Below are 22,200 nucleotides of genomic sequence, written 5' to 3'. Positions count from 1 at the left end.
TATTGCCCATGCTACGTATCGCTAAAGAAGCACTGACGTTTGACGACGTCCTCCTCGTTCCCGCTCACTCCACTGTTCTGCCGAATACTGCCGATCTCAGCACGCAGTTGACGAAAACCATTCGCCTGAACATTCCTATGCTCTCTGCGGCAATGGACACCGTGACTGAAGCGCGCCTGGCTATTGCCCTGGCACAGGAAGGTGGCATTGGCTTTATTCACAAAAACATGTCTATCGAACGTCAGGCGGAAGAAGTTCGCCGCGTGAAGAAACATGAATCCGGTATCGTGTCCGACCCACAGACCGTTCTGCCAACTACCACCCTGCACGAAGTGAAGGCCCTGACCGAGCGTAACGGCTTCGCCGGTTACCCGGTGGTGACCGAAGAGAACGAGCTGGTCGGTATTATTACCGGTCGTGATGTGCGTTTCGTGACTGATCTGAACCAGCCTGTCAGCGTGTACATGACGCCAAAAGAGCGTCTGGTCACCGTTCGCGAAGGTGAAACCCGCGACGTGGTGCTGGCAAAAATGCACGAAAAACGCGTTGAAAAAGCGCTGGTTGTTGACAGCAACTTCCACCTGCGCGGCATGATCACCGTTAAAGATTTCCAGAAAGCAGAACGTAAACCGAACGCCTGTAAAGACGAGCATGGCCGTCTGCGCGTTGGTGCTGCGGTTGGCGCAGGTGCCGGTAACGAAGAGCGCGTTGACGCGCTGGTTGCTGCGGGCGTTGACGTCCTTCTGATTGACTCCTCTCACGGCCACTCCGAAGGCGTGCTGCAGCGTATTCGCGACACCCGTGCCAAATACCCTGACCTGCAGATCATCGGCGGTAACGTGGCCACTGGCGCAGGCGCTCGCGCGCTGGCTGACGCTGGCTGCAGCGCGGTCAAAGTGGGTATCGGTCCTGGCTCTATCTGTACCACGCGTATCGTGACCGGCGTGGGCGTTCCGCAGATCACCGCGGTGTCTGACGCGGTTGAAGCCCTGGAAGGGACCGGTATTCCGGTTATCGCTGATGGCGGTATCCGCTTCTCTGGCGACATCGCAAAAGCGATCGCCGCTGGCGCCGCTGCTGTGATGGTAGGCTCCATGCTGGCCGGTACCGAAGAATCCCCGGGTGAAATCGAACTCTACCAGGGCCGTTCTTACAAATCCTACCGCGGCATGGGCTCCCTGGGCGCGATGTCCAAAGGTTCCTCTGACCGTTACTTCCAGACCGATAACGCCGCAGACAAACTGGTGCCGGAAGGTATCGAAGGTCGCGTTGCCTATAAAGGCCGTCTGAAAGAGATCATCCACCAGCAGATGGGCGGCCTGCGCTCCTGTATGGGTCTGACCGGCTGTGGTACCATTGACCTGCTGCGTACTAAAGCGGAATTCGTACGCATCAGCGGTGCGGGTATCCAGGAAAGCCACGTTCACGACGTGACGATCACCAAAGAGTCCCCGAACTACCGTCTGGGCTCCTGATAAGTTTCCGCGCCCGGCTTCTGCCGGGCGCTCTGTTTTTGTTTCACTTGCCTCGGAATTAGCGTCAATGACGGAAAACATTCATAAACATCGCATTCTCATCCTGGACTTCGGTTCGCAGTACACTCAGCTGGTGGCGCGTCGCGTACGTGAACTGGGCGTTTACTGTGAACTGTGGGCGTGGGATGTCACGGAAGCACAGATTCGCGAATTCAATCCAAGCGGCATCATCCTGTCCGGCGGCCCGGAAAGCACCACCGAAGAGAACAGTCCGCGCGCGCCGCAGTACGTGTTCGAAGCTGGCGTGCCGGTATTCGGCGTTTGCTACGGTATGCAGACCATGGCAATGCAGCTGGGCGGCCACGTAGAAGGCTCCAGCGAGCGCGAGTTCGGCTATGCGCAGGTTGAAGTGGTTAACGACAGCGCGCTGGTGCGCGGTATCGAAGACTCCCTGACCGCAGATGGCAAACCGCTGCTGGACGTGTGGATGAGCCACGGCGACAAAGTCACCGCTATCCCGTCTGACTTCGTGACCGTTGCCAGCACCGAAAGCTGCCCGTTTGCCATCATGGCGAACGAAGAAAAACGCTTCTACGGCGTGCAGTTCCACCCGGAAGTAACCCACACCCGTCAGGGTATGCGCATGCTGGAGCGCTTCGTGCGCGACATCTGCCAGTGTGAAGCCCTGTGGACCCCGGCAAAAATCATCGACGACGCCGTTGAGCGTATCCGCCAGCAGGTTGGCGATGACAAAGTGATCCTCGGCCTCTCCGGCGGCGTGGACTCCTCCGTGACCGCGATGCTGCTGCACCGCGCTATCGGCAAAAATCTGACCTGCGTCTTCGTGGACAACGGCCTGCTGCGCCTGAACGAAGCCCAGCAGGTTATGGACATGTTCGGCGACCACTTCGGTCTGAACATCGTTCACGTGGAAGGCGAGCAGCGCTTCCTGGACGCGCTGAAAGGCGAGAACGATCCGGAAGCAAAACGTAAGATCATCGGTCGCGTGTTCGTGGAAGTGTTCGACGAAGAAGCGCTGAAGCTGGACGACGTGAAGTGGCTGGCGCAGGGCACCATCTACCCTGACGTGATCGAATCCGCGGCATCCGCCACCGGTAAAGCGCACGTCATCAAATCTCACCACAACGTGGGCGGCCTGCCGAAAGAGATGAAGATGGGTCTGGTTGAGCCGCTGCGCGAGCTGTTCAAAGACGAAGTGCGTAAGATCGGTCTGGAACTGGGTCTGCCGTACGACATGCTCTACCGTCACCCGTTCCCGGGTCCGGGTCTGGGCGTGCGCGTGCTGGGCGAAGTGAAGAAAGAGTACTGCGACCTGCTGCGTCGTGCGGACGCGATCTTCATCGAAGAGCTGCATAAAGCTGACCTGTACAACAAGGTAAGCCAGGCGTTCACCGTGTTCCTGCCGGTTCGCTCCGTCGGCGTAATGGGCGATGGCCGTAAGTACGACTGGGTTGTCTCCCTGCGTGCGGTGGAAACCATCGACTTCATGACCGCGCACTGGGCGCACCTGCCGTATGACTTCCTGGGCCGCGTGTCTAACCGCATCATCAACGAAGTGAACGGTATTTCCCGCGTGGTGTATGACATCAGCGGTAAGCCACCGGCTACGATTGAGTGGGAATGATTTCCCAACCGGATACGTCTGGTACTAACAGGTTCTAAATTATCTCTAAGCCCGCGGATTGCGGGCTTTTTTTTGGGCCATGGCTGGCAACATCATGTCAGGTGAGTGCCAGGAGCGGGCGCAACGTAAGGCTATCCATTCAATCCTTATTCGATGCGTTCCACATTTGGATGACGATCGGTTGCGGCTTCATGGAAAATGTCACCCAGCCAACCGGCAATCTCGCCTTCAGTCATATCGTCAGGAATAGCGATGTCATAGAGTCGAGAAAACTTTCTCTCCGTCAGGTCAGCACGAAATACCAGCCACCGATCATGCTTACGTTGAACGCCAATATGCCGTCCAAAAACGTTATATATCAGCATATGCAATCTCCGATCATGCTAGTGAATTCCTGTATCTATGATACATGTCAGATCAGGCCAGAGCGTAAATCGTACAAATATGAAAGGTCAGCGTTCGCATCTCGCTTACAGTGGACATCATGCTTCTGTATCTGCTCTGTCTGCTCTGTGCCTGCAGCAGACGCTGCAGTATATTCCACTTTCGGCTCGAATCGGACTGAGGTAACGTAGCAGAAATATTTATCCGGACTCAACCAAGATGCCTTCCATCGAAACGTTTATCACTTTTCTTCTCGCGCTGACGCTTCTGGAGATTTCTCCGGGGTCAGACATGATGCTAACTATCGCCAGAGGCGTCGGTCAGGGAAGACGTATTGCACTGTTTACGGTACTGGGTAATGTATTTGTAGCGGGTTTTGTGCAAGTTTCTTTTCTTGTCCTGGGGCTGGTAGCCGTTGTTCATGCCTGGCCGGTTGCACTAGATCTGTTAAGGTGGGCTGGTGCGGCTTATCTGATGTGGCTGGGCATAAAAATGATTGCGACTTCAGGCACAGATACGCGGCTGCGAAAAACGGCCAAAATTTCTGACTGGAGTGCCGTTAAGGAAGGCGCCCTGAACAGCCTGACTAACCCAAAATCCCTGCTGTTCATGTTTGCTTTTCTTCCTCAGTTTGTCGATCCTGCCGCGGGTCCTGTCTGGTTGCAATTGCTTGTTCTGGGTAGTATCCAGAAGCTGGCAGGAATTATTTCCCTGGGGTCAGTCGCGATGGCATCAGGGACATTTGGAAACTGGCTAAGTAAACACCCTGGCTTTATCAAATGGCAGGAACGATTTACAGGTGTTGTCATGATAGGCCTCGGTATCCGCATGTTGTTTAGCGGGTCTGGTGTCGTATCGAAATCTTCCAGTTAAGTTTTACCGAAAGGGTAAACCCAGTGTCCGCTCCGTGCCAGAAGCGGACATTGTCGAAGAAGGATGTGTAGAAATAAATAACAGAAAGATAAAACTCTTATTGGCTCTCTGTTTCTTGATCGGTTAGTCCCAATTTTTCCGGTACGATATCTTTGAATATTGCTATCAACTCAGGATCCATAAAAAGATAATCGTCAGAGATATCGAGCACATGCAGAGGCTTGAATGCGATGATCCTGCCATATTGGGCCACTAAGCGATTTTTGTGCTTCTGCTCCATCACACAGACAACATCAGCCCATTGAAGCAATTCGGCAGAGACTCTTTTTTTTGCATTCCGGCTAGTCCCAGCGGAAAGTACGGCAAGGGATGGATAACGGCGGAACACCTGTTCCGCCGTGGGGCTTCGCCATTGATTACGACTGCATATAAAAAGTACGTTCATCCGAATAGAGGTACTCTTCCAGACCTCTCAAGGCAAGCTGTTGGTTAGTAATACGTGGATACTCAAGCCCCAGTTGTGCGGCACGCAACAATTTATCCGACCGCGTGTAAAGCATCTTCCAGTTTTTTTCGCCACGGAATTTTAATAAGGTCTTGCGGATATCACGAGACTTGTTACGTCGCTTCTGTGCATTGCGCCAATCTCGAGTACGTTTTGTTTCCATTGTTTTACTCTCTCAGATTAATCGGGTCAGCAGCCGCGATAATACGGGGAGAACAAACTGTAAAAGCTTAGCATCTTACGGGGGCAGTTAATACTCCCGTTTATGGTGAGTCATAGTCAAGTTTCTGGCTTCGGTGATAGGTATACTCCGCTCAAACGAAGGGTAAATACCCCATCAAAACAGAACATTCGTTTTTAGAAAATTGTCCGAAAATGGTCGAGTTAATCATAAAGCTCACTTCCACTCCTGGCTCATATAGGACAACCATAATCACATCTACTAACCCAATGGAGATTGAACATGACAATAGATCCATGGAACAAAAGCCGCATTATGGGCCAGAAGCGTTGTAAAATGCGTGAGGTACCCTTCCTGGCTGGATAAAAACCAGTCCAAATCATATTCTACAAACTCATCGTCAATTTCCTTCATTTTTAACACCACGTAGCAGTCATATTAATCAGCCCTGTCTTTTCCAGACAGTGATGTCACTGCTTGTTGCCGATATAATTAACTCACCATCCCATGAGAAACCAACACAGTGAAAGTAATCATTCGCAAGTCTGAGACACCCTTCTTTATGGGATGCGATTAATGCACTCTTGCCCGGCGGGCACCAGATTAACATTTCCAGAGGCCACTCTGGCGATACTCGCTCGAGTGCTTCTCCATACCGGTTAAACATTGGTAAACCACCGCCACACAGACCGGCGATGGAAAGAGTTTCACCGCTCAGCGGTCCTATACCTGTACATGCAAGGCCAATTGAGTCGTACCAGTTACCATATTCTTCATAATCTCTGGCAATAATCTCTCCACTCAGGCAATCAAGCACCCCTCTTCCGGAAGAGGAAATGATCAGGAGCAAGTGGTTATAATTGCGTGAAAAAGCGACTTCGGTTAAACCACCTACAGCCCTCTTGACACAAGGCACCCAATTACAATCAGGAATATCTCTGAGTAGCAATTTAAGGCTATTTTCGCGGCTCTTTGGCTGCCAGATAGACATCTGAACTCCTTATCAGTGTTAGGCGGCACATAGCATCTCATAATGAGTAGAAATGTTATTTTAACAGCAGTTAGGATGAAGTGTCATAAACTGTCATCTATACGCGCGCCCCTTCGTTCAGGTTCAGACAGACAAGCATTGACCTGCACCCTGTTGATTCGCTCAGAATGCTGTTAGCAATGTCCGCTGGTCAGATAGCAGGGGAGCAAACTGCCATGGACAGAATCACTGCAAAATCCACCAGAACGAAAACGAATATCACCCCTACATTAAGTGGTGAGTGGTGGCTGCGTGAAGGTGGTTCATCTATTCTGCTTGTATCAGCGGGCAGGCCGGAGTCACTCTTTGTGGATAATCCATCCTTCAGAAAACCATCATTACCTTTATTCTCATCCTGTGGGTAATCGATAAATTCAGGGCCAGGAAAAGAAAATGTTCTGACCCCGCTATTGAAGCAGCTGATGCCAGAGAACGCCATGAATGGCGCTATCTCAGATGGGGGTTCCGGACTATACCAGTGGCAGCGACAGTGTATATCTTTGTTCAGCTGATTCAGGTATTACTGAGATAAATGCCACAGGCAGGTACAACTGGACAAAAACATCTTACTGTCCAGTTGAGCCTCATGATCGCCGTTGTGTAGGTCACCTGAGTGCCAAGAACGGACATTTCACACTTCTGTCTATGTTGCCAAAATCGGAATGCCACTACGCCGGACTATCCTGCGGGTACGGGTTATTTCAATACATACTCGAACTTTTCTTCCCAATTTGAATTCAGGTCTTGCAGTTTTGCCCTCTCAAAAACCTTGATAATTTCGTCGAAATAACTGCCAAGATATATTCTGGATAAGTCAGAGTTTAACCATATTATTTTTACCGGCCTTTCAACATCGGTGCTAAGGCGATCCCACAATGCATCGAGATTTCTACCATAGTAAGGCCCAAAGTCTAATGATGCAGACATAATGGAATGGAACTCTTTTTCAGATAGGACGTGCGCTCCATCCAAATACAATTCACCTACACTCATTCCTGTTCACTCACTTTGACTTTCTACCCGTTAATTAATACACGACAATGCACGTAATGTCCGCCTTGATGGTTTCAACAATTACCATCTTCCGCTCCTCGCTCAGAGCGGACCTAACCCGCCCCACAAACCCACTCCGTATACAGCATATTAGTTCAGCTCTTTAAAATCGCATGACTCACCGGGATAGGGCCCTTACAATTGCCTCCGGGCTGAACTTTCGACGAATGTTAGGTCAACAAAAAGCTAAACGGGCTGTTTCCTGTTGAAACTCAGAACCCTCCAGGGTTGTTCACCCTCATGATGGTTCCACCGCGCCCGGCGTAAAGCCGACATTCATTAACCAACGGAGATTATCATCTTGAACAAATCAATACTCGCATGCTCTGTGGCCGCGCTGCTGGCCGTGTCCGCCATGTCCGCCCAGGCCAGGACCCCCGCCAGGCTCAAGTCGCCAGTATCGGGCGTGCTCTGCGACCGATATGTATGCGCCAATGACAAGGGATTATCCCGCGCGTTGACAGAGACCTATCTCGGTAAGAAGGCTGCTGCAAACGAGGTGTTCACGTCGAGCAATGTCGATCTGACTGAATTCACCTTTGCCAACGGCATTTTCTGCGATGTGAAGGAGCGACTGTGCCGTGAAGATCGCTATTATGGCGCGAACGGACAGCGCTCCGGGGCTATCTCTAAAAAGTACACAAAGCTGCTCTTCGGCGAATAATGGTAATGAAAAGAGACTACGTTATAGGGATATAAATTATATTTTACAGTATATATTATAAATAATGATGTGGTCATCAAAGTTAAATTTCTATTTAAAGGTTATATTGCGGAATATTACTCTATTACTACCCTTTAGCTGAGCGTAACAGTGAAGCGGTCTGGTTACGTGAATTCCCATTCACTACCATGAGCGAATAAAGGAATGAAAAACCGCATAATGATTGTCGGCGGCGGCACGGGAGGAACCATTGTTGCCAATCTGCTGGCCAGGAAATTACGACGTGAAATTGCTGCCGGTCAGGTAGAGCTGGTACTGATTTCCGAATCACCGGTGCACTACTACAAACCCGCCTTTATGTATGTCGCCTTTAACCTCTTCCATCACCATGAACTAGCCCGGCCTGAACGGCAATTACTGAGTCCGGAAATTCAATTTATTACCGACAGGATTGAATCTTTCGATTTTAAGCAGCGTCGACTGTACGGGGCCAGTAAGCGACATTACGACTGGGATCTGCTGGTTATTGCCACCGGCTGCACACCTTTTACACAAAAAATCCCTGGCCTTGCCGACGCGGGCGATCATTTTTATCAATACGCGGCTGCCAGACAATTAGCGCATAAGCTCGCCACCCTCAAAAAGGGGCGAATATTTATTACTGTCTCTTTCCCTGAAACACCGAATGTTCCCCACCAGTGCGGCATTGCCCCCATTGAAACCACGCTGATGGTTGATGACTATTTGCGTCAGCGTGGCGTACGTAATCAGGTTGAGATTGTTTATACCTATCCGACCGTCGCGCAGCTGCTGCGAAACTGCCTGTTCCTGCAACGTCCGGTGGGGGAGGCGCTGGGCGATATTTTTGCCGCCAAAGGAATACAGCATCAGCGTGGTTTTACCTTAAGCCATGTCGATCCTGACAGCAAAATTGCGTATTCCGCCGAGGGCGATTCACAGAATTTCGACATCCTGATGGCAACGCCGCCCATCCGGGCAGTCGACGCGGTGCGTGATACCGGGCTTAGCGAGGTTCAGAACGGTGAAGGCTGGCTGCCGACGGATCACCAGACGCTGGGCGTCTACGGTTTAGAAGGGGTATATGTGATCGGCGATACCGTCGATCTGCCGATCAGTAAAGCGGGAGGGTCGTGCCACAACCAGGCGCCCGTCATTGCTGACAACATTGTGGCGGAGCTTTACGGCAGACCGCCCGGAAGCGGTAACCATTATGATGGACGGGTTCAGGCCGTCGCGCAGATGGGGCTCTGGGCCGGCATGCCGTTGGTATATGACTATCGCAATGACGTGACCCCCATGCCGGCGACAAAACTCGGCGGCATGCTGCGAAACGGTTTTAACCGTGGACTGTATTGGGGCGTCGTGAGGGGGATGTTCTGATGAGTGACCAGGAACAGTTACTAAAAAGCCTTGCCCCGCTTATGGCGGGCAATCGTCTGAATAATCTGGTTGATCTGCTTGCCGTCGTCGCAGACATGCTGGAAATGGCCGATAACGCGATGGTCGAAAAACTGGCTGGCGTTTTTGACGATGTCGTGACCGTCGGCTGGGAAGGGGGAACCGCGCTACGCATGGCGTGGGGGGAGCAGGTTAACCGGGAAGGGGATATTTCGCTTCGTCAGGTGTTTACTATGCTCAACGACCCTGATACCCGCCGCGGCATCATGCTTTTGCTGCGCGTGTTACAGATTACGGGGCAGCGTCTAAATGCCCTCGCTTCGGTCAGCTATCCTGAGTGTCCTGAGATCGAAAACCGCTAAGATCGGGCGGATGTTCACCGGAAATGGCGATTATGCCGGGTAGCGGGTTTATGTTACCCGGCCTGTTGAGCGGTACCGTGGGCTATTTATCCCCGCCACCCAACCGATACGCCAGCGCCACCACCAGCGACTGCACCAGGCACAGCGTCGCCGACTGAGACCGAAACGCGTCCACCTGCGCCTCTTTCACCACAAAGCAGAGATCGCTGAACGTCGCCAGCGGGCTTATCTGGCTGTCCGTAATCACAATCTGCCGCGCGCCGACGCTGGCGGCGGTTTCGCTGACCATCACCGTCTCTTCCGCGTACGGCGAGAAGCTGATCGACACCACAATGTCGCGCGCCTTAATGCGGCTGATTTGCTCGCGCAGCATCCCGCCCATGCCGTCGAGCAGGATAGGGCGGCACTCCAGATGGCTCAGGGCATAGGTGAGGTAGGCCGCGACGCTAAAGGAGCGGCGCAGTCCGGCGATGTAGATGGTATCGGCGTCGGCCAGCAGCTGTACCGCGCGCTCCAGCATCTCCGGCTCGGCGCGGGCGGCCAGCTGCTGCAGCGCCTGCGCGTTTGAACGGGCAAACTCCTGCAGGATATCGAGCGGCGTTTCCGGCACGGCCTCGCTCTCCATCTCGCGGAACAGACGGGCGCGGTCGCTGTAGCTGGCGGTCTCCTCCACCAGGTTCATGCGAAACAGCTGTTTCATTTCGTTGAAGCCGGTGAAGTCAAAGGCGTTGGCAAAGCGGATCAGCGTCGAGGGCGGCACGTCGGCGCGCTCGGCGATGACGGCAACCGTATCGAAGGCCACGCTGTTGGTATTGTCCAGCACGTAGCGGGAGACCTGCTGCAGCCTCTTGCTCAGGCTATCGTAGCGATCGCGGATTTGCTGCTGCAGTTCGTTCAGGCTGGTTGCTGTCGTCATCTTTTCCCCCAATACAGTCATATGATTCTAAACGCAAAACCGCGTCTTTTAAATGTCGGCCATCCATCTGGCAGCAAAAATGAAACAGAAACTTCAGTCATTTCCTCGCCCGAAATCCCTTAATAGCGCACGCGGCGTCAGTGGTGCTGGCTGTTAACATAAAAATCCATCCTTGATCACAATAATCATCATTTATTTTATTTCAACTTAAAATGGAATGTTTGTTTCATATATAGTGGTCAGTACACAGTGTTCAGGTCACAGTCACGTATCAACAGCGAGAGGTTAAGGATGGAGACGGTAGCGAATTTTATTCACGGCGAATGTGTCACCGGTTCAGGCCAGCGCGTTCAGGCGATCTTCAACCCGGCCACCGGCGAGCAGATCCGCCAGGTGGTGATGAGTACGGCACAGGAAACGGAGCAGGCGATTGCCGCCGCGCAGCAGGCGTTTCCGGCGTGGGCGCGTCATGCTCCGCTTAAGCGCGCGCGCGTGATGTTCCGCTTCAAAGCGCTGCTGGAAGAGAACATGGATCGCCTGGCTCGCCTCATCAGCGAAGAGCACGGCAAGGTCTTCTCCGACGCGGTGGGCGAACTGACCCGCGGCCTGGAAGTGGTGGAGTTTGCCTGCGGTATTCCGCATCTGCAAAAGGGCGAACACTCGGCGAACGTCGGGACCGGCGTCGACAGCCACTCGCTGATGCAGCCGCTCGGCGTCTGCGCCGGGATCACGCCGTTTAACTTCCCGGCGATGGTGCCGATGTGGATGTTCCCGATTGCGCTGGCGACCGGGAATACCTTCGTGCTGAAACCGTCGGAAAAAGACCCTTCTCTGGCGCTCGCGCTGGCGCAGCTGCTGAAAGAGGCCGGCCTGCCGGACGGCGTCTTCAACGTGGTGCAGGGCGATAAAGAGTCCGTTGACGTGCTCCTGACCGACCCGCGCGTGCAGGCGGTGAGCTTTGTCGGCTCCACGCCGATTGCGGAATACATTTACCAGACCGCGTCCGCCCACGGTAAGCGCTGCCAGGCGCTGGGCGGTGCGAAAAACCACTGCATTTTAATGCCGGATGCCGACATGGAGATGGCGACCAACGCCATCATGGGCGCGGCCTACGGCGCGGCGGGCGAGCGCTGCATGGCGCTCTCGGTGGTGCTGACCGTGGGGGATAACACCGCCGATGACCTCTGCGACCGGCTCGAAAAACAGATTGCCGCGCTGCGCGTCGGACCGGGGCTCGACCAGACGCCGGAAAACGAAATGGGGCCGCTCATCTCCTCCGCGCACCGTAGCAAGGTGCTGGGCTACATCGACAGCGGGGAAGCGCAGGGGGCGAAACTGCGCGTGGACGGCCGCGGCTTTAGCGTGAAGGGCCACGAGCAGGGCTATTTTGTCGGGCCGACGCTGTTCGATAACGTCACCCCGGAGATGACCATCTATAAAGAAGAAATTTTTGGTCCGGTGCTTTCTGTGGTGCGCGTAGCAGATTACGCCAGCGCGGTGGACCTGATTAACCGCCATGAATATGGTAATGGCTCGGCAATCTTCACCCGCGACGGTGGCTGCGCGCGTCGCTTCTGCGAAGAAGTGCAGGCGGGCATGGTGGGGGTCAACGTGCCAATCCCGGTGCCGATGGCATTCCACAGTTTCGGCGGCTGGAAGCGCTCCATCTTCGGTGCGCTCAACGTCCACGGCAACGACGGCGTGCGTTTCTACACCCGAATGAAAACCATCACCGCGCGCTGGCCGGAAATGCAGCAGGAGACAGGCGCTGCGTTCTCCATGCCGACGCTGGGCTGACAGGAGGCGTTATGCAAACCGAACGTATGACTATGGCTCAGGCGCTGGTCCGGTTCCTTAACCAACAGTACGTTAGCGTGGATGGTCACGAAACGCCCTTCGTGGAGGGCGTCGCCACCATCTTTGGGCACGGCAACGTGCTGGGTATCGGCCAGGCGCTGGAGCAGGATCCCGGCCATCTGCAGGTGATGCAGGGCTGTAACGAGCAGGGCATCGCCCATATGGCGACGGGATTTGCCAAACAGCACCGTCGTCAGCGCATCTTTGCCGTCACCTCCTCCGTCGGGCCGGGCGCCGCCAATATGGTCACGGCCGCGGCAACCGCCACGGCGAACCGTATTCCGCTGCTGCTGCTCCCGGGCGATATCTATGCCAGCCGCCAGCCGGACCCGGTGCTGCAGCAGATTGAGCAGTATCACGACCTCAGCATCAGCACCAACGACTGTTTCCGTCCGGTCTCCCGCTACTGGGACCGCATTAACCGCCCCGAGCAGCTGATGAGCGCGATGCTCAGCGCGATGCGAACGCTTACTGACCCGGCAGATACCGGTGCGGTGACGATTTGCCTGCCGCAGGACGTGCAGGGGGAAGCGTGGGATTACCCGCTGAGCTTCTTCGCGCGTCGCGTGCACCACATCGAGCGCCGTCCGCCCGATCCGCAGCGTCTGGCGCAGGCGCGGGCGCTGATCGCCCGCAAGCGTCGTCCGCTGGTGGTGTGCGGCGGCGGCGTGCGCTATTCCGGCGCACATGAGGCGTTTCGCGACTTTGTCGAGACGCTGCAGCTGCCGTTTGCCGAAACCCAGGCCGGAAAGGGGGCGCTGGTAAGTGACCACCCACTTAACCTCGGTGGCGTAGGGGTGACGGGCGGAATGGCGGCCAACCAACTCGCGCCGCAGGCTGATCTGGTGATTGGCATCGGCACGCGCCTGACCGACTTTACCACCGGCTCCAAGGCGCTCTTTTCCCATCCGGATGTCGAATTTCTGCTGCTGAACGTGGCCGAGTTTGACGCCCTGAAGCTGGACGCCACGGCGCTCATTGCCGACGCTCAAACCGGGCTCGAGGCATTGACCCACGCGCTCGGTGATTACCGCAGCGGCTGGGGAGAGGCGATCGCTGAGGCGAAATCCGCCTGGCGCGACGAGTGCCGTCGCCTGTGGGATCGCCAGTGGCGTCCGGACGACGCGCCCGAAGTGGCGGGGCACCTGGACGCGCAGCTGGCGGAGTACGGCGAGACGCTCAACACCCGCCTGACCCAGACGCGGGTGCTGGGCCTGATCAACCAGCATATTGAAGATAACGCCATCGTGGTGGGCGCGGCCGGTTCGCTGCCGGGCGATTTGCAGCGCCTCTGGCAGGTCAAAACGCCGGACAGCTATCACCTGGAGTACGGCTACTCCTGCATGGGCTATGAGATTGCGGCAGCCCTCGGCGCGAAGCTTGCCCGGCCCCAGCAGCCGGTATACGCCATGGTGGGGGATGGCTCCTACATGATGCTGCACTCCGAGCTGCAAACCGCCGTTCAGGAGGGCATTAAGGTCACCGTTCTGCTGTTTGATAACGCCAGCTTCGGCTGCATTAACAACCTGCAGATGGGGCACGGCATGGGCAGCTTTGGCACGGAAAACCGCCATCGCAACCCGGAAACCGGACTGCTTGACGGTCCGCTGGTGAAGGTCGACTTCGCGCAAAATGCGCAGAGCTACGGCTGTCGCGCGTGGCGGGTGCACGACGAGCAAACCCTGCTGGCGGCGCTGGAGGCGTCCCGCGCGCATCCTGGCCCCACGCTGCTGGACATCAAGGTGCTGCCGAAGACCATGACCCACGACTACGCCTCCTGGTGGCGAACCGGTGATGCGCAGGTGGCGGAATCGTCTGCCGTGCGTAAAGCCGCGGAGCAAACGCAGGCGCAGGTGAAAAAAGCCCGTCAGTATTAAGTTTTTCCGTCGTAACGAAATTTTCATTTCATTTTCCCCTCACCCTAACCCTCTCCCCAAAGGGGAGAGGGGACGGTGTGGTGCACTCTTTTCTCCCTTGCCCCTTTGGGGAGAGGGCCGGGGTGAGGGGAGCTGCTGTATGTCCTCCCATGTTGTGAGATTGATAACAAAATTTATCTCATTCATCTCAAAAGTGTTAACCCGCACTCAAAAACATAATTTTCACTATTTATAAAAATGAAATAAATGTTTTATTTATAGGGTCGTTAGTTCACAGCATTCACCAACACCGGGAGCCGTTATGTTTAACATTGCTTTACTGGGCGCTGGCCGAATTGGCCAGGTACATGCAGCTAACATCGCCAGCCACGGCGCGACCACGCTCTGGTCCGTGGTTGACCCGAATCAGGAATTTGCCACCCGCCTTGCCACGCAGTATCAGGCCCGCCAGCAGAGCCTGGATGAAGCGATGACCGACCCTAACGTTCACGCCGTGCTGATCGCCTCCGCCACCGATACCCACGCGGACCTGATTGAAATAGCCGCCCGCCACGGCAAGGCCATCTTCTGTGAAAAGCCGGTCCACCTCGACCTCGCCCGCGTGCGCGACTGCCTGAAGGTGGTCAAAGAGTATGACGTGCCGCTGTTTATCGGCTTTAACCGCCGCTTTGACCCGCAGTTCCGCCGCGTGAAAACCGACGTGCAGGCCGGGCGCATCGGCAAGCCGGAATCGCTGCTGATCATCTCCCGCGACCCTTCTCCACCACCTGCGGAGTACGTGCGCGTCTCCGGCGGCATGTTCCGCGATATGACCATTCACGATTTTGACATGGCTCGCTACATCATGGGCGAAGAGCCGGTGTCGGTGTATGCCCAGGGCAGCAACCTGGTGGATCCGGCGATTGGCGAGGCAGGCGACATCGATACCGCGTTTATCGTCCTGAAATACGCTTCCGGCGCGATGGCGACCATCGTCAACAGCCGCCGCTCCTCGTATGGCTACGACCAGCGCCTGGAGCTGCACGGCTCCGAAGGGCTGCTGTGCGCGGGCAACATTCTGGAAAACCAGGTGCAGCACTACGGCAAACAGGGCTGCACCAGCGCGCTGCCGGAACACTTCTTCCTGCAGCGCTACAAATCCGCTTACGCCGCGGAATGGGAACACTTTGTCGCGGTCCTGCGCGGCGAAGCGGTGCCTGACTGCAGCGGCGATGATGGTGAACGTGCGCTGTACCTTGCGGATAAAGCGCTGGAGTCACTGCGCAGCCAGCGCGAGATCGTCCTCTAAACACCACAACCCTACACAGAGAGACATAATAATGAAAAAACTGATCGTAGCCGCCCTCATCGCCATGACGTCCGGGGCCGCCCTCGCCGAAAACGAGCAAATTGTTTTCAGTACGCCAAACCTGGCCATGCCGTTTGAAGTTCACATGCAGCGCACGGCGGTAAAAGCCGCAAAAGAGATGGGCGTGAAGCTTCAGGTACTGGACGGGCAGGGCAGTTCACCGAAGCAGGTGGCTGACCTGGAAAACGCCATCACCCGCGGCGCGCAGGGCTTTATCGTCTCCCCGAACGACGTGAACGCGGTCTCCAGCGCGGTGGATGAAATTCAGGATGCGAAGCTGCCGGTGGTCACCCTTGACCGCTCCGTCGACAGCCAGAAGAAGGTGCCGCACTTTGGCGCCAACAACTACAAAGGCGGCCAGGCGATTGGCGACTTCGTCAAAACCAAATTCCCCGACGGGGCGGAGATCATTCTGCTGACCGGCCAGCCGGGCTCCTCCTCCAACATCGAACGCACCAAAGGGATCCGCGACAGCCTGAAGGCGGGCGGGGATAAGTACAAGATCGTCGCCGATCAGACCGGCAACTGGATGCGTTCTGAAGGGATGCGCATCGTGGAAAGCGTGCTGCCCTCGCTGCCAAAGCGTCCTCAGGTGATCCTCTCCGCCAACGACGACATGGCGCTGGGGGCGATTGAAGCGCTGCAGAGCCAGGGCGTGAAGCCGGGCGAAATTCTGGTCACCGGTTTTGATGCGGTACCGGAAGCGCTGGCCCGCGTGCGCGACGGCTGGCTGGCGGTGACGGCGGATCAGCGTCCGGGCTTTGCGGTGCAGACGGCGATGAGCCAGCTGGTGGCCAACGTGCGCGAGAAAAAAGCCATCATCGGGGCCGACTACCCGCCGACGCTGATCACCAAAGAAAACCTGCAGCAGGCTGAGCGTATCGGTGAGGCCGGTAACTGATTTATCCGCAGCCGCCGCTGGCGCGGCGGCTCACTCTAAAGGAGGAGCAGACCGATGTCGCAACCCTTACTGAAAGTGACCGACCTGGCAAAAAGCTTTTCCGGCGTCTGGGCGTTAAGCAGCGTCCAGCTGACCGTCGGCGCGGGCGAGATCCACGCCCTGCTGGGGGAAAACGGGGCGGGTAAATCCACGCTGCTGAAGGCGCTCGCAGGGGCGCAGCCGCAAACCCGCGGGGAGATCTGGTTCAACGGCGAAACGCTGCCGGTGGACGACTCCCCGGTTGAACGGCAGAACAAGGGCATTATCACCATCTATCAGGAATTCAACCTGCTGCCCAACATGACCGTCGCGGAAAACATGTTTCTCGGGCGCGAGCCGCGTAAACGCAACCTGATCGTCGACGAAAAGGCGGTCAATCAGGAGGCGCAGGTCATTCTCGACTATCTGCAGCTGAACGTTGCACCGACCACCCCGGTCGCCCGCCTGAGCGTTGCCCAGCAGCAGATGGTGGAGATCGCCAGGGCGCTGACCCTCAACGCCAGGCTCATCATTATGGACGAACCCTCCGCCGCGCTGAGCGACAGCGAGGTGGAAAGCCTGCACCGCGTGGTGCGCGAGCTTAAAAACCGTGGCGTGAGCATTATCTATGTCACCCACCGCCTGCACGAAGTTTTCCAGCTCTGCGACCGCTTCACCGTTTTCCAGGACGGCCGTTTCACCGGCACCGGCGCGGTGGCGGAGACCAACGTCGAACAACTGATCCGCCTGATGGTCGGGCGCGACGTGGCCTTTAATCGCCGTCCCGCCAGCGAAACCCATCATGAGGACAAACCCGTCCGCCTGGCGGTGAAGGGGCTGAGCCGCGAAAAACCGCCGCTGGATCCGCACGGCATCGCCCTGCACGACATCAGCTTCCACGTTCACGCCGGGGAGGTCTTAGGCATTGCCGGACTGGTGGGCGCGGGACGCACCGAGGTGGCGCGCTGCCTGTTTGGCGCAGACGCGTTTACCGCCGGGAGCTTTGAGCTGGACGGCGTACCGTACCAGCCGCGCGACCCGCTCTATGCCCTCGACCAGGGTGTGGCGCTGGTACCGGAAGACCGCAAAAAAGAGGGGGCGGTGCTGGGACTGTCGATTCGCGACAACCTGTCGCTCTCCTGCCTCTCCTCGCTGCTGCAGTGGCGCTGGTTCGTGAACACCCGCAAAGAGGACGATCTGATCGAGTCCTACCGCAAGGCGCTGCAGATCAAAATGGTCAACAGCGCGCAGGAGGTGCGCAAGCTCTCCGGCGGTAACCAGCAAAAGGTGATCCTCGCGCGCTGCATGGCGCTCAACCCGCGGGTGCTGATCGTCGATGAGCCGACGCGCGGCATCGACGTGGGAACCAAATCGGAAGTGCACCAGGTGCTGTTTGACATGGCGAAAAAGGGCGTGGCGGTGATCGTGATCTCCTCCGATCTGCCTGAAGTGATGGCGGTGTCAGACCGGATCATCACCCTGAGCGAAGGGCGAGTGACCGGCGAGATCCACGGTGACGACGCTAACGAAGAACGGCTGATGACGATGATGGCCATCAACCACAACGCCCTGAACGCGGCATAACGGAGTTTCTCATGACGCAGATGATTTCTAAAACGCAGGCCCCGGTCAAACGCGCCGGACGCATCGATCCCATCGCCTTCTTCGAGCGCTTCGGGGTCCTGATTTTCATGATCCTGCTGCTGATCTTCTTCCAGTCGCAGAACAGTAATTTTTTCTCTGAACGCAATATTTTCAACATCCTGACCGAAGTCTCCATCTACGGGATCATGGCCGTGGGGATGACCTTTGTCATCCTGACCGCCGGGATTGACCTCTCCGTGGGTTCTATTCTGGCGGTCTGCGCCATGACCGCGGCGTACGTGATCAAGGGCGACAACTTCACCACCGTCGACCCGAACGCCTGGGGCGGCATGAGCTGGCTGATTGGGCTGGGGATTTGCCTGGCGATGGGCACGGCGATTGGCTTCCTGCACGGTCTGGGCGTGACCCGCCTGCGCCTGCCGCCGTTCATCGTGACCCTCGGCGGGATGACCATCTGGCGCGGCCTGACGCTGGTGATCAACGACGGCGCGCCGATTGCCGGTTTCGATCAGGGCTACCGCTGGTGGGGGCGCGGGGAGCTGCTCGGCATCTCCATTCCGATCTGGATCTTCGCCATCGTCGCCCTCGGCGGCTATCTGGCGCTGCATAAAACCCGCTGGGGCCGCTTCGTCTACGCCATCGGCGGTAACCCGGAGGCAGCGCGCCTGGCGGGGGTGAACGTCAAGCGCGTACTGGTCAGCGTCTACGTGCTGATTGGCTGCCTGGCGGGGCTGGCGGGCTTCATTCTGAGCGCGCGTCTGGGGAGCGCCGAGGCGGTGGCCGGGATCTCCTTTGAGCTGCGCGTCATCGCCTCGGTGGTGATTGGCGGCACCTCGCTGATGGGCGGCTACGGGCGCATCGGCGGCACCATTATCGGCTCCATCATCATGGGGATTCTGATTAACGGCCTGGTGCTGATGAACGTCTCGGCCTACTACCAGCAGATTATCACCGGATTAATTATCGTTCTGGCGGTGGCGTTTGATACCTACGCCAAGAGCCGTCGCGGCGCACTGTGAGGATCACGATGAAAGAGGTTCGTATTGGATTGATTGGCACCGGGTATATCGGCAAGGCGCACGCTATCGCCTATGCCCAGGCCCCGACGGTGTTCAACCTTCGCGGCAGGCTGGTGCGCGAGATGGTGGCGGAAGTCACGCCGGAGCTGGCGGCAGCGCGCGCGCAGGCATTTGGCTTCAACCGCTCCACCGGCGACTGGCGGGCGCTGGTGGCCGACCCGGCGATTGACGTGGTGGATATTTGCTCACCCAACCATCTGCATAAAGAGATGGCGCTGGAGGCGATCCGCCACGGCAAGCACGTCTACTCGGAGAAGCCGCTGGCGCTGAACGCCCACGACGCGCGCGAGATGGTCGACGCCGCGAAGCGGGCTGGGGTGAAAACGCTGGTGGGGTTCAACTACATGAAAAACCCGACGGCGCAGCTGGCGAAGGAGATTATCGCCCGCGGCGAGATTGGCGAGGTGATCCACTTCTACGGCACCCACAACGAAGACTATATGGCCGACCCGCGCTCGCCCATTCACTGGCACTGCTTTAAAGAGACCGCCGGGCTGGGCGCGCTGGGCGACCTCGCGGCGCATATCGTCAATATGGCCCAGTACCTGGTCGGGGAGATTGAGCAGGTTTGCGGCGACCTGAAGATCGTGGTCCCGGAACGCCCGGCGAAGGCCGGCTCGTCGGACATGGTTGCCGTCGAAAACGAGGATCAGGCCCACGCGATGGTGCGCTTCGCGGGCGGGGCGCAGGGCGTGATTGAAACCTCCCGCGTCGCCTGCGGCCGCAAGATGGGGCTGTCGTACGTCATTACCGGGACGAAAGGCGCCATCAGCTTCACCCAGGAGCGCATGGCGGAGCTGAAGCTCTATCTGCATGACGATCCGGTGAACCGTCAGGGATTCCGTACCTTACTCGTCGGCCCTGCACACCCGGACTACGCCGCGTTCTGCATGGGCGCAGGCCACGGGATTGGCTTTAACGATCAAAAAACGGTGGAGGTGCGCGACCTGGTGGACGGGATTGCCGCCGACGCGCCGATGTGGCCGGACTTCGAAGAGGGCTGGAAGGTGTCGCGCGTGCTGGACGCGATCGCGCTCTCGCACCGGGAAGGCCGCTGGCTGAACGTGAACGACATTGTCTGATGAGGTATCAACGTGGAAAAGCAGTTTGATGTGATATGCATGGGCCGCGTGGCGGTAGACCTCTACAGTCAGCAGATTGGTGCCCGTCTGGAGGATGTGTCGAGCTTTGCCAAATACCTCGGCGGCTCGTCCGGCAACGTGGCGTACGGCACCGCACGCCAGGGCCTGCGCTCGTCGATGCTGGCGCGCGTCGGCGATGAACATATGGGCCGCTTTCTGCGGGAAGAGCTTAACCAGGTGGGCTGCGATACCAGCCATCTGATTACCGATAAAGACCGCCTCACGGCGCTGGTGCTACTCGGCATTAAAGACCGGGACACCTTTCCTCTGATTTTTTATCGCGATAACTGCGCGGATATGGCCATTACGGCCAGCGATGTGGACGAAAGCTACATTGCCTCCGCACGTTGTCTTGCCATCACCGGGACTCACCTTTCTCATCCCCAGACCCGCGAGGCGGTGCTGACGGCGCTGGGCTATGCCCGCCGTCACGGCGTGCGCACGGTGCTGGACATCGACTACCGTCCGGTGCTGTGGGGGCTGACCTCCTTAGGCGACGGTGAAACGCGCTTTATCGCCGCCGATAAGGTCACCCGCGAGCTGCAGGAGGTGCTGCACCTCTTCGACGTCATTGTCGGCACCGAGGAGGAGTTTCACATTGCGGGCGGTAGCACGGAGACCCTGCAGGCGCTGGGGCAGGTGCGTGCCGTGAGTCAGGCCACGCTGGTCTGCAAGCGCGGCGCCCTCGGCTGCTCGGTCTATACCGACGCCATTCCGCCCCGGCTGGACGACGGCCTGACGGTGACCGGCGTGCGCGTGGAGGTGCTGAACGTCCTCGGCGCGGGGGACGCGTTTATGTCCGGCCTGCTGCGCGGCTACCTGAACGACGAGGGCTGGGAGCAGGCGTGCCGCTATGCCAACGCCTGCGGCGCGCTGGTGGTCTCGCGCCACGGCTGCGCCCCGGCGATGCCGAGCAAAATCGAGCTGGATGACTATCTCTCCCGCGCTGCGGATGTGCCGCGCCCGGATCTCGACCCGCGTCTGAACCACCTCCACCGGGTGACCACCCGACGCCGCGAGTGGCCGGAGCTGTGCGTGATGGCCTTCGATCACCGCAGCCAGCTTGAGGATATGGCGCTGCAGTGCGGCGCGTCGATCGGGCGCATTCCGGCGCTGAAGCAGCTGATCCTGCAGGCCAGCCGCGAGGCGGCGAGCCGTGCCGGGCTGGAGGGCAAAGCTGGCCTGCTGTGCGACGGCACCTTTGGTCAGGACGCGCTGAACGCCATCACCGGCGAGGGGTGGTGGATTGGTCGCCCCATTGAGCTGCCGGGCTCGCGTCCGCTGGAGATGGAGCATGGCAACATTGGCACCCAGCTCATCAGCTGGCCGCAGGAGCACGTGGTGAAGTGTCTGGTCTTTTTCCATCCGGAAGACGCTCACGGCCTGCGCCTGGAGCAGGAGCAGAAAATTGCCGAGGTGTATCACGCCTGCTGCCGGTCCGGGCACGAGCTGCTGCTGGAGGTGATCCTTCCCGCCAGCATGCCGCGCAGCGACGAGCTCTACCTGCGCGCCATTTCCCGCTTCTACAACCTCGGCATTTATCCCGACTGGTGGAAGCTGCCGCCGCTCTCAGCGGAGGGCTGGACGGCGCTGAGCGAGATTATCGAACGCCGGGACCCGCACTGCCGCGGGGTGGTGATCCTCGGCCTGGACGCTCCTGCGGAACAGCTGCGCGCCGACTTCAGGGCCGCAGCGGGGCAGACGGTAGTAAAAGGCTTCGCCGTAGGGCGCACGCTGTTTGGCGATGCCTCCCGCGCGTGGCTGAAGCACGATATTGACGATGCGCAGCTGGTGGCGCGCATCCGGGACAACTACCTGCAGCTTATCGCCTGGTGGCGCGAGCGCGGACACGCATAATGGAGACGA

21 protein-coding genes are annotated in these 22,200 nt (G+C 57.7%); 15 read left to right on the top strand and 6 right to left on the bottom strand.

The genetic code is table 11. The features are described 5' to 3' along the window. Positions 1-8: 8 nt before the first annotated feature. Positions 9-1,475, top strand: coding sequence for an IMP dehydrogenase (gene guaB / locus ACMGGQ_RS15185; RefSeq protein WP_008502128.1), 1,467 nt, complete (start codon positions 9-11; stop codon positions 1,473-1,475). 67 nt (positions 1,476-1,542) lie between these two features. Beyond that, positions 1,543-3,120 (top strand): glutamine-hydrolyzing GMP synthase, encoded by a 1,578-nt coding sequence (gene guaA / locus ACMGGQ_RS15180; protein WP_008502126.1) that lies wholly within the window; start codon positions 1,543-1,545, stop codon positions 3,118-3,120. Between the two features lie 146 nt (positions 3,121-3,266). Here the strand turns inward: guaA and ACMGGQ_RS15175 are convergent, their stop codons facing one another. Further along, the gene (locus ACMGGQ_RS15175; protein WP_032648750.1) at positions 3,267-3,485 is read right to left on the bottom strand and encodes a DUF7661 family protein; all 219 of its coding nucleotides are present in this window, start codon (positions 3,483-3,485) and stop codon (positions 3,267-3,269) included. Between the two features lie 238 nt (positions 3,486-3,723). On the opposite strand from ACMGGQ_RS15175, the gene ACMGGQ_RS15170 reads away from it, so the two are divergent. Continuing rightward, complete coding sequence (locus tag ACMGGQ_RS15170; RefSeq protein WP_420290236.1) at positions 3,724-4,377, top strand: LysE family translocator; 654 nt, start codon at positions 3,724-3,726, stop codon at positions 4,375-4,377. Positions 4,378-4,474: 97 nt separating this feature from the next. Here the strand turns inward: ACMGGQ_RS15170 and ACMGGQ_RS15165 are convergent, their stop codons facing one another. The 3 genes from ACMGGQ_RS15165 to ACMGGQ_RS15155 form a co-directional block, all read right to left on the bottom strand. Continuing rightward, positions 4,475-4,822 carry a low molecular weight protein tyrosine phosphatase family protein gene (locus tag ACMGGQ_RS15165; RefSeq protein WP_032651266.1) on the bottom strand — a complete coding sequence of 116 codons (348 nt, stop codon included), beginning with the start codon at positions 4,820-4,822 and terminating at the stop codon, positions 4,475-4,477. Beyond that, positions 4,794-5,045 (bottom strand): hypothetical protein, encoded by a 252-nt coding sequence (locus tag ACMGGQ_RS15160; protein ID WP_023292816.1) that lies wholly within the window; start codon positions 5,043-5,045, stop codon positions 4,794-4,796. The genes ACMGGQ_RS15165 and ACMGGQ_RS15160 overlap by 29 nt, the downstream gene beginning before the upstream one ends. A 460-nt stretch (positions 5,046-5,505) precedes the next feature. Continuing rightward, positions 5,506-6,054 carry a hypothetical protein gene (locus ACMGGQ_RS15155; RefSeq protein ID WP_420290235.1) on the bottom strand — a complete coding sequence of 183 codons (549 nt, stop codon included), beginning with the start codon at positions 6,052-6,054 and terminating at the stop codon, positions 5,506-5,508. A 358-nt stretch (positions 6,055-6,412) separates the two neighbouring features. On the opposite strand from ACMGGQ_RS15155, the gene ACMGGQ_RS15150 reads away from it, so the two are divergent. Then, on the top strand, positions 6,413-6,625 hold the full coding sequence (locus tag ACMGGQ_RS15150) for a hypothetical protein (protein ID WP_420290576.1): 213 nt from the start codon (positions 6,413-6,415) through the stop codon (positions 6,623-6,625). A 164-nt stretch (positions 6,626-6,789) separates the two neighbouring features. On the opposite strand, the gene ACMGGQ_RS15145 is transcribed toward ACMGGQ_RS15150, so the two are convergent. Next, a complete protein-coding gene (locus ACMGGQ_RS15145; RefSeq protein WP_032651264.1) occupies positions 6,790-7,086 on the bottom strand; it encodes a barstar family protein in 297 nt (98 codons plus the stop codon). 361 nt (positions 7,087-7,447) lie between these two features. On the opposite strand from ACMGGQ_RS15145, the gene ACMGGQ_RS15140 reads away from it, so the two are divergent. The 3 genes from ACMGGQ_RS15140 (at position 7,448) to ACMGGQ_RS15130 (ending at position 9,591) form a co-directional block, all read left to right on the top strand. Then, complete coding sequence (locus ACMGGQ_RS15140) at positions 7,448-7,810, top strand: YcgJ family protein (protein ID WP_306482312.1); 363 nt, start codon at positions 7,448-7,450, stop codon at positions 7,808-7,810. A 204-nt stretch (positions 7,811-8,014) separates the two neighbouring features. Next, on the top strand, positions 8,015-9,211 hold the full coding sequence (locus ACMGGQ_RS15135; RefSeq protein WP_048029599.1) for an NAD(P)/FAD-dependent oxidoreductase: 1,197 nt from the start codon (positions 8,015-8,017) through the stop codon (positions 9,209-9,211). Then, entirely contained in the window at positions 9,211-9,591 is a 381-nt protein-coding gene (locus ACMGGQ_RS15130) for a DUF1641 domain-containing protein (protein WP_063616404.1), read from the top strand. The genes ACMGGQ_RS15135 and ACMGGQ_RS15130 overlap by 1 nt, the downstream gene beginning before the upstream one ends. 82 nt (positions 9,592-9,673) lie before the next feature. Here ACMGGQ_RS15130 and ACMGGQ_RS15125 read toward each other — a convergent pair whose 3' ends face one another. Beyond that, on the bottom strand, positions 9,674-10,507 hold the full coding sequence (locus ACMGGQ_RS15125; protein WP_023344667.1) for a MurR/RpiR family transcriptional regulator: 834 nt from the start codon (positions 10,505-10,507) through the stop codon (positions 9,674-9,676). A gap of 291 nt (positions 10,508-10,798) precedes the next feature. Here ACMGGQ_RS15125 and ACMGGQ_RS15120 point away from each other — a divergent pair, with 291 nt between their 5' ends. From ACMGGQ_RS15120 to ACMGGQ_RS15085, 8 genes are all read left to right on the top strand, one after another. After that, complete coding sequence (locus ACMGGQ_RS15120; protein ID WP_420290234.1) at positions 10,799-12,304, top strand: CoA-acylating methylmalonate-semialdehyde dehydrogenase; 1,506 nt, start codon at positions 10,799-10,801, stop codon at positions 12,302-12,304. A gap of 11 nt (positions 12,305-12,315) precedes the next feature. Continuing rightward, on the top strand, positions 12,316-14,241 hold the full coding sequence (iolD, locus tag ACMGGQ_RS15115; RefSeq protein ID WP_420290233.1) for a 3D-(3,5/4)-trihydroxycyclohexane-1,2-dione acylhydrolase (decyclizing): 1,926 nt from the start codon (positions 12,316-12,318) through the stop codon (positions 14,239-14,241). 301 nt (positions 14,242-14,542) lie between these two features. Then, positions 14,543-15,529, top strand: a complete 987-nt coding sequence (gene iolG, locus ACMGGQ_RS15110; protein ID WP_420290232.1) for an inositol 2-dehydrogenase — start codon at positions 14,543-14,545, stop codon at positions 15,527-15,529. A gap of 31 nt (positions 15,530-15,560) precedes the next feature. Then, positions 15,561-16,490: a substrate-binding domain-containing protein gene (locus ACMGGQ_RS15105; RefSeq protein ID WP_420290231.1), complete on the top strand. Its 930-nt coding sequence runs from the start codon at positions 15,561-15,563 to the stop codon at positions 16,488-16,490. A 54-nt stretch (positions 16,491-16,544) separates the two neighbouring features. Further along, positions 16,545-18,092 (top strand): sugar ABC transporter ATP-binding protein, encoded by a 1,548-nt coding sequence (locus ACMGGQ_RS15100; RefSeq protein ID WP_420290230.1) that lies wholly within the window; start codon positions 16,545-16,547, stop codon positions 18,090-18,092. 11 nt (positions 18,093-18,103) lie between these two features. After that, on the top strand, positions 18,104-19,132 hold the full coding sequence (locus tag ACMGGQ_RS15095; RefSeq protein WP_008502116.1) for an ABC transporter permease: 1,029 nt from the start codon (positions 18,104-18,106) through the stop codon (positions 19,130-19,132). Positions 19,133-19,140: 8 nt separating this feature from the next. Continuing rightward, a complete protein-coding gene (locus tag ACMGGQ_RS15090; protein WP_032646810.1) occupies positions 19,141-20,274 on the top strand; it encodes a Gfo/Idh/MocA family protein in 1,134 nt (377 codons plus the stop codon). 12 nt (positions 20,275-20,286) lie between these two features. Next, positions 20,287-22,191: a bifunctional 5-dehydro-2-deoxygluconokinase/5-dehydro-2-deoxyphosphogluconate aldolase gene (locus tag ACMGGQ_RS15085; RefSeq protein WP_252077921.1), complete on the top strand. Its 1,905-nt coding sequence runs from the start codon at positions 20,287-20,289 to the stop codon at positions 22,189-22,191. Positions 22,192-22,200: the final 9 nt, after the last annotated feature.

This window comes from Enterobacter sp. BNK-13 (genome assembly GCF_048685015.1).
Taxonomy (GTDB): domain Bacteria; phylum Pseudomonadota; class Gammaproteobacteria; order Enterobacterales; family Enterobacteriaceae; genus Enterobacter; species Enterobacter quasiroggenkampii.
Note: the sequence above shows the minus strand (reverse complement) of the source record. Positions and strands in the feature narration are given on the sequence as shown.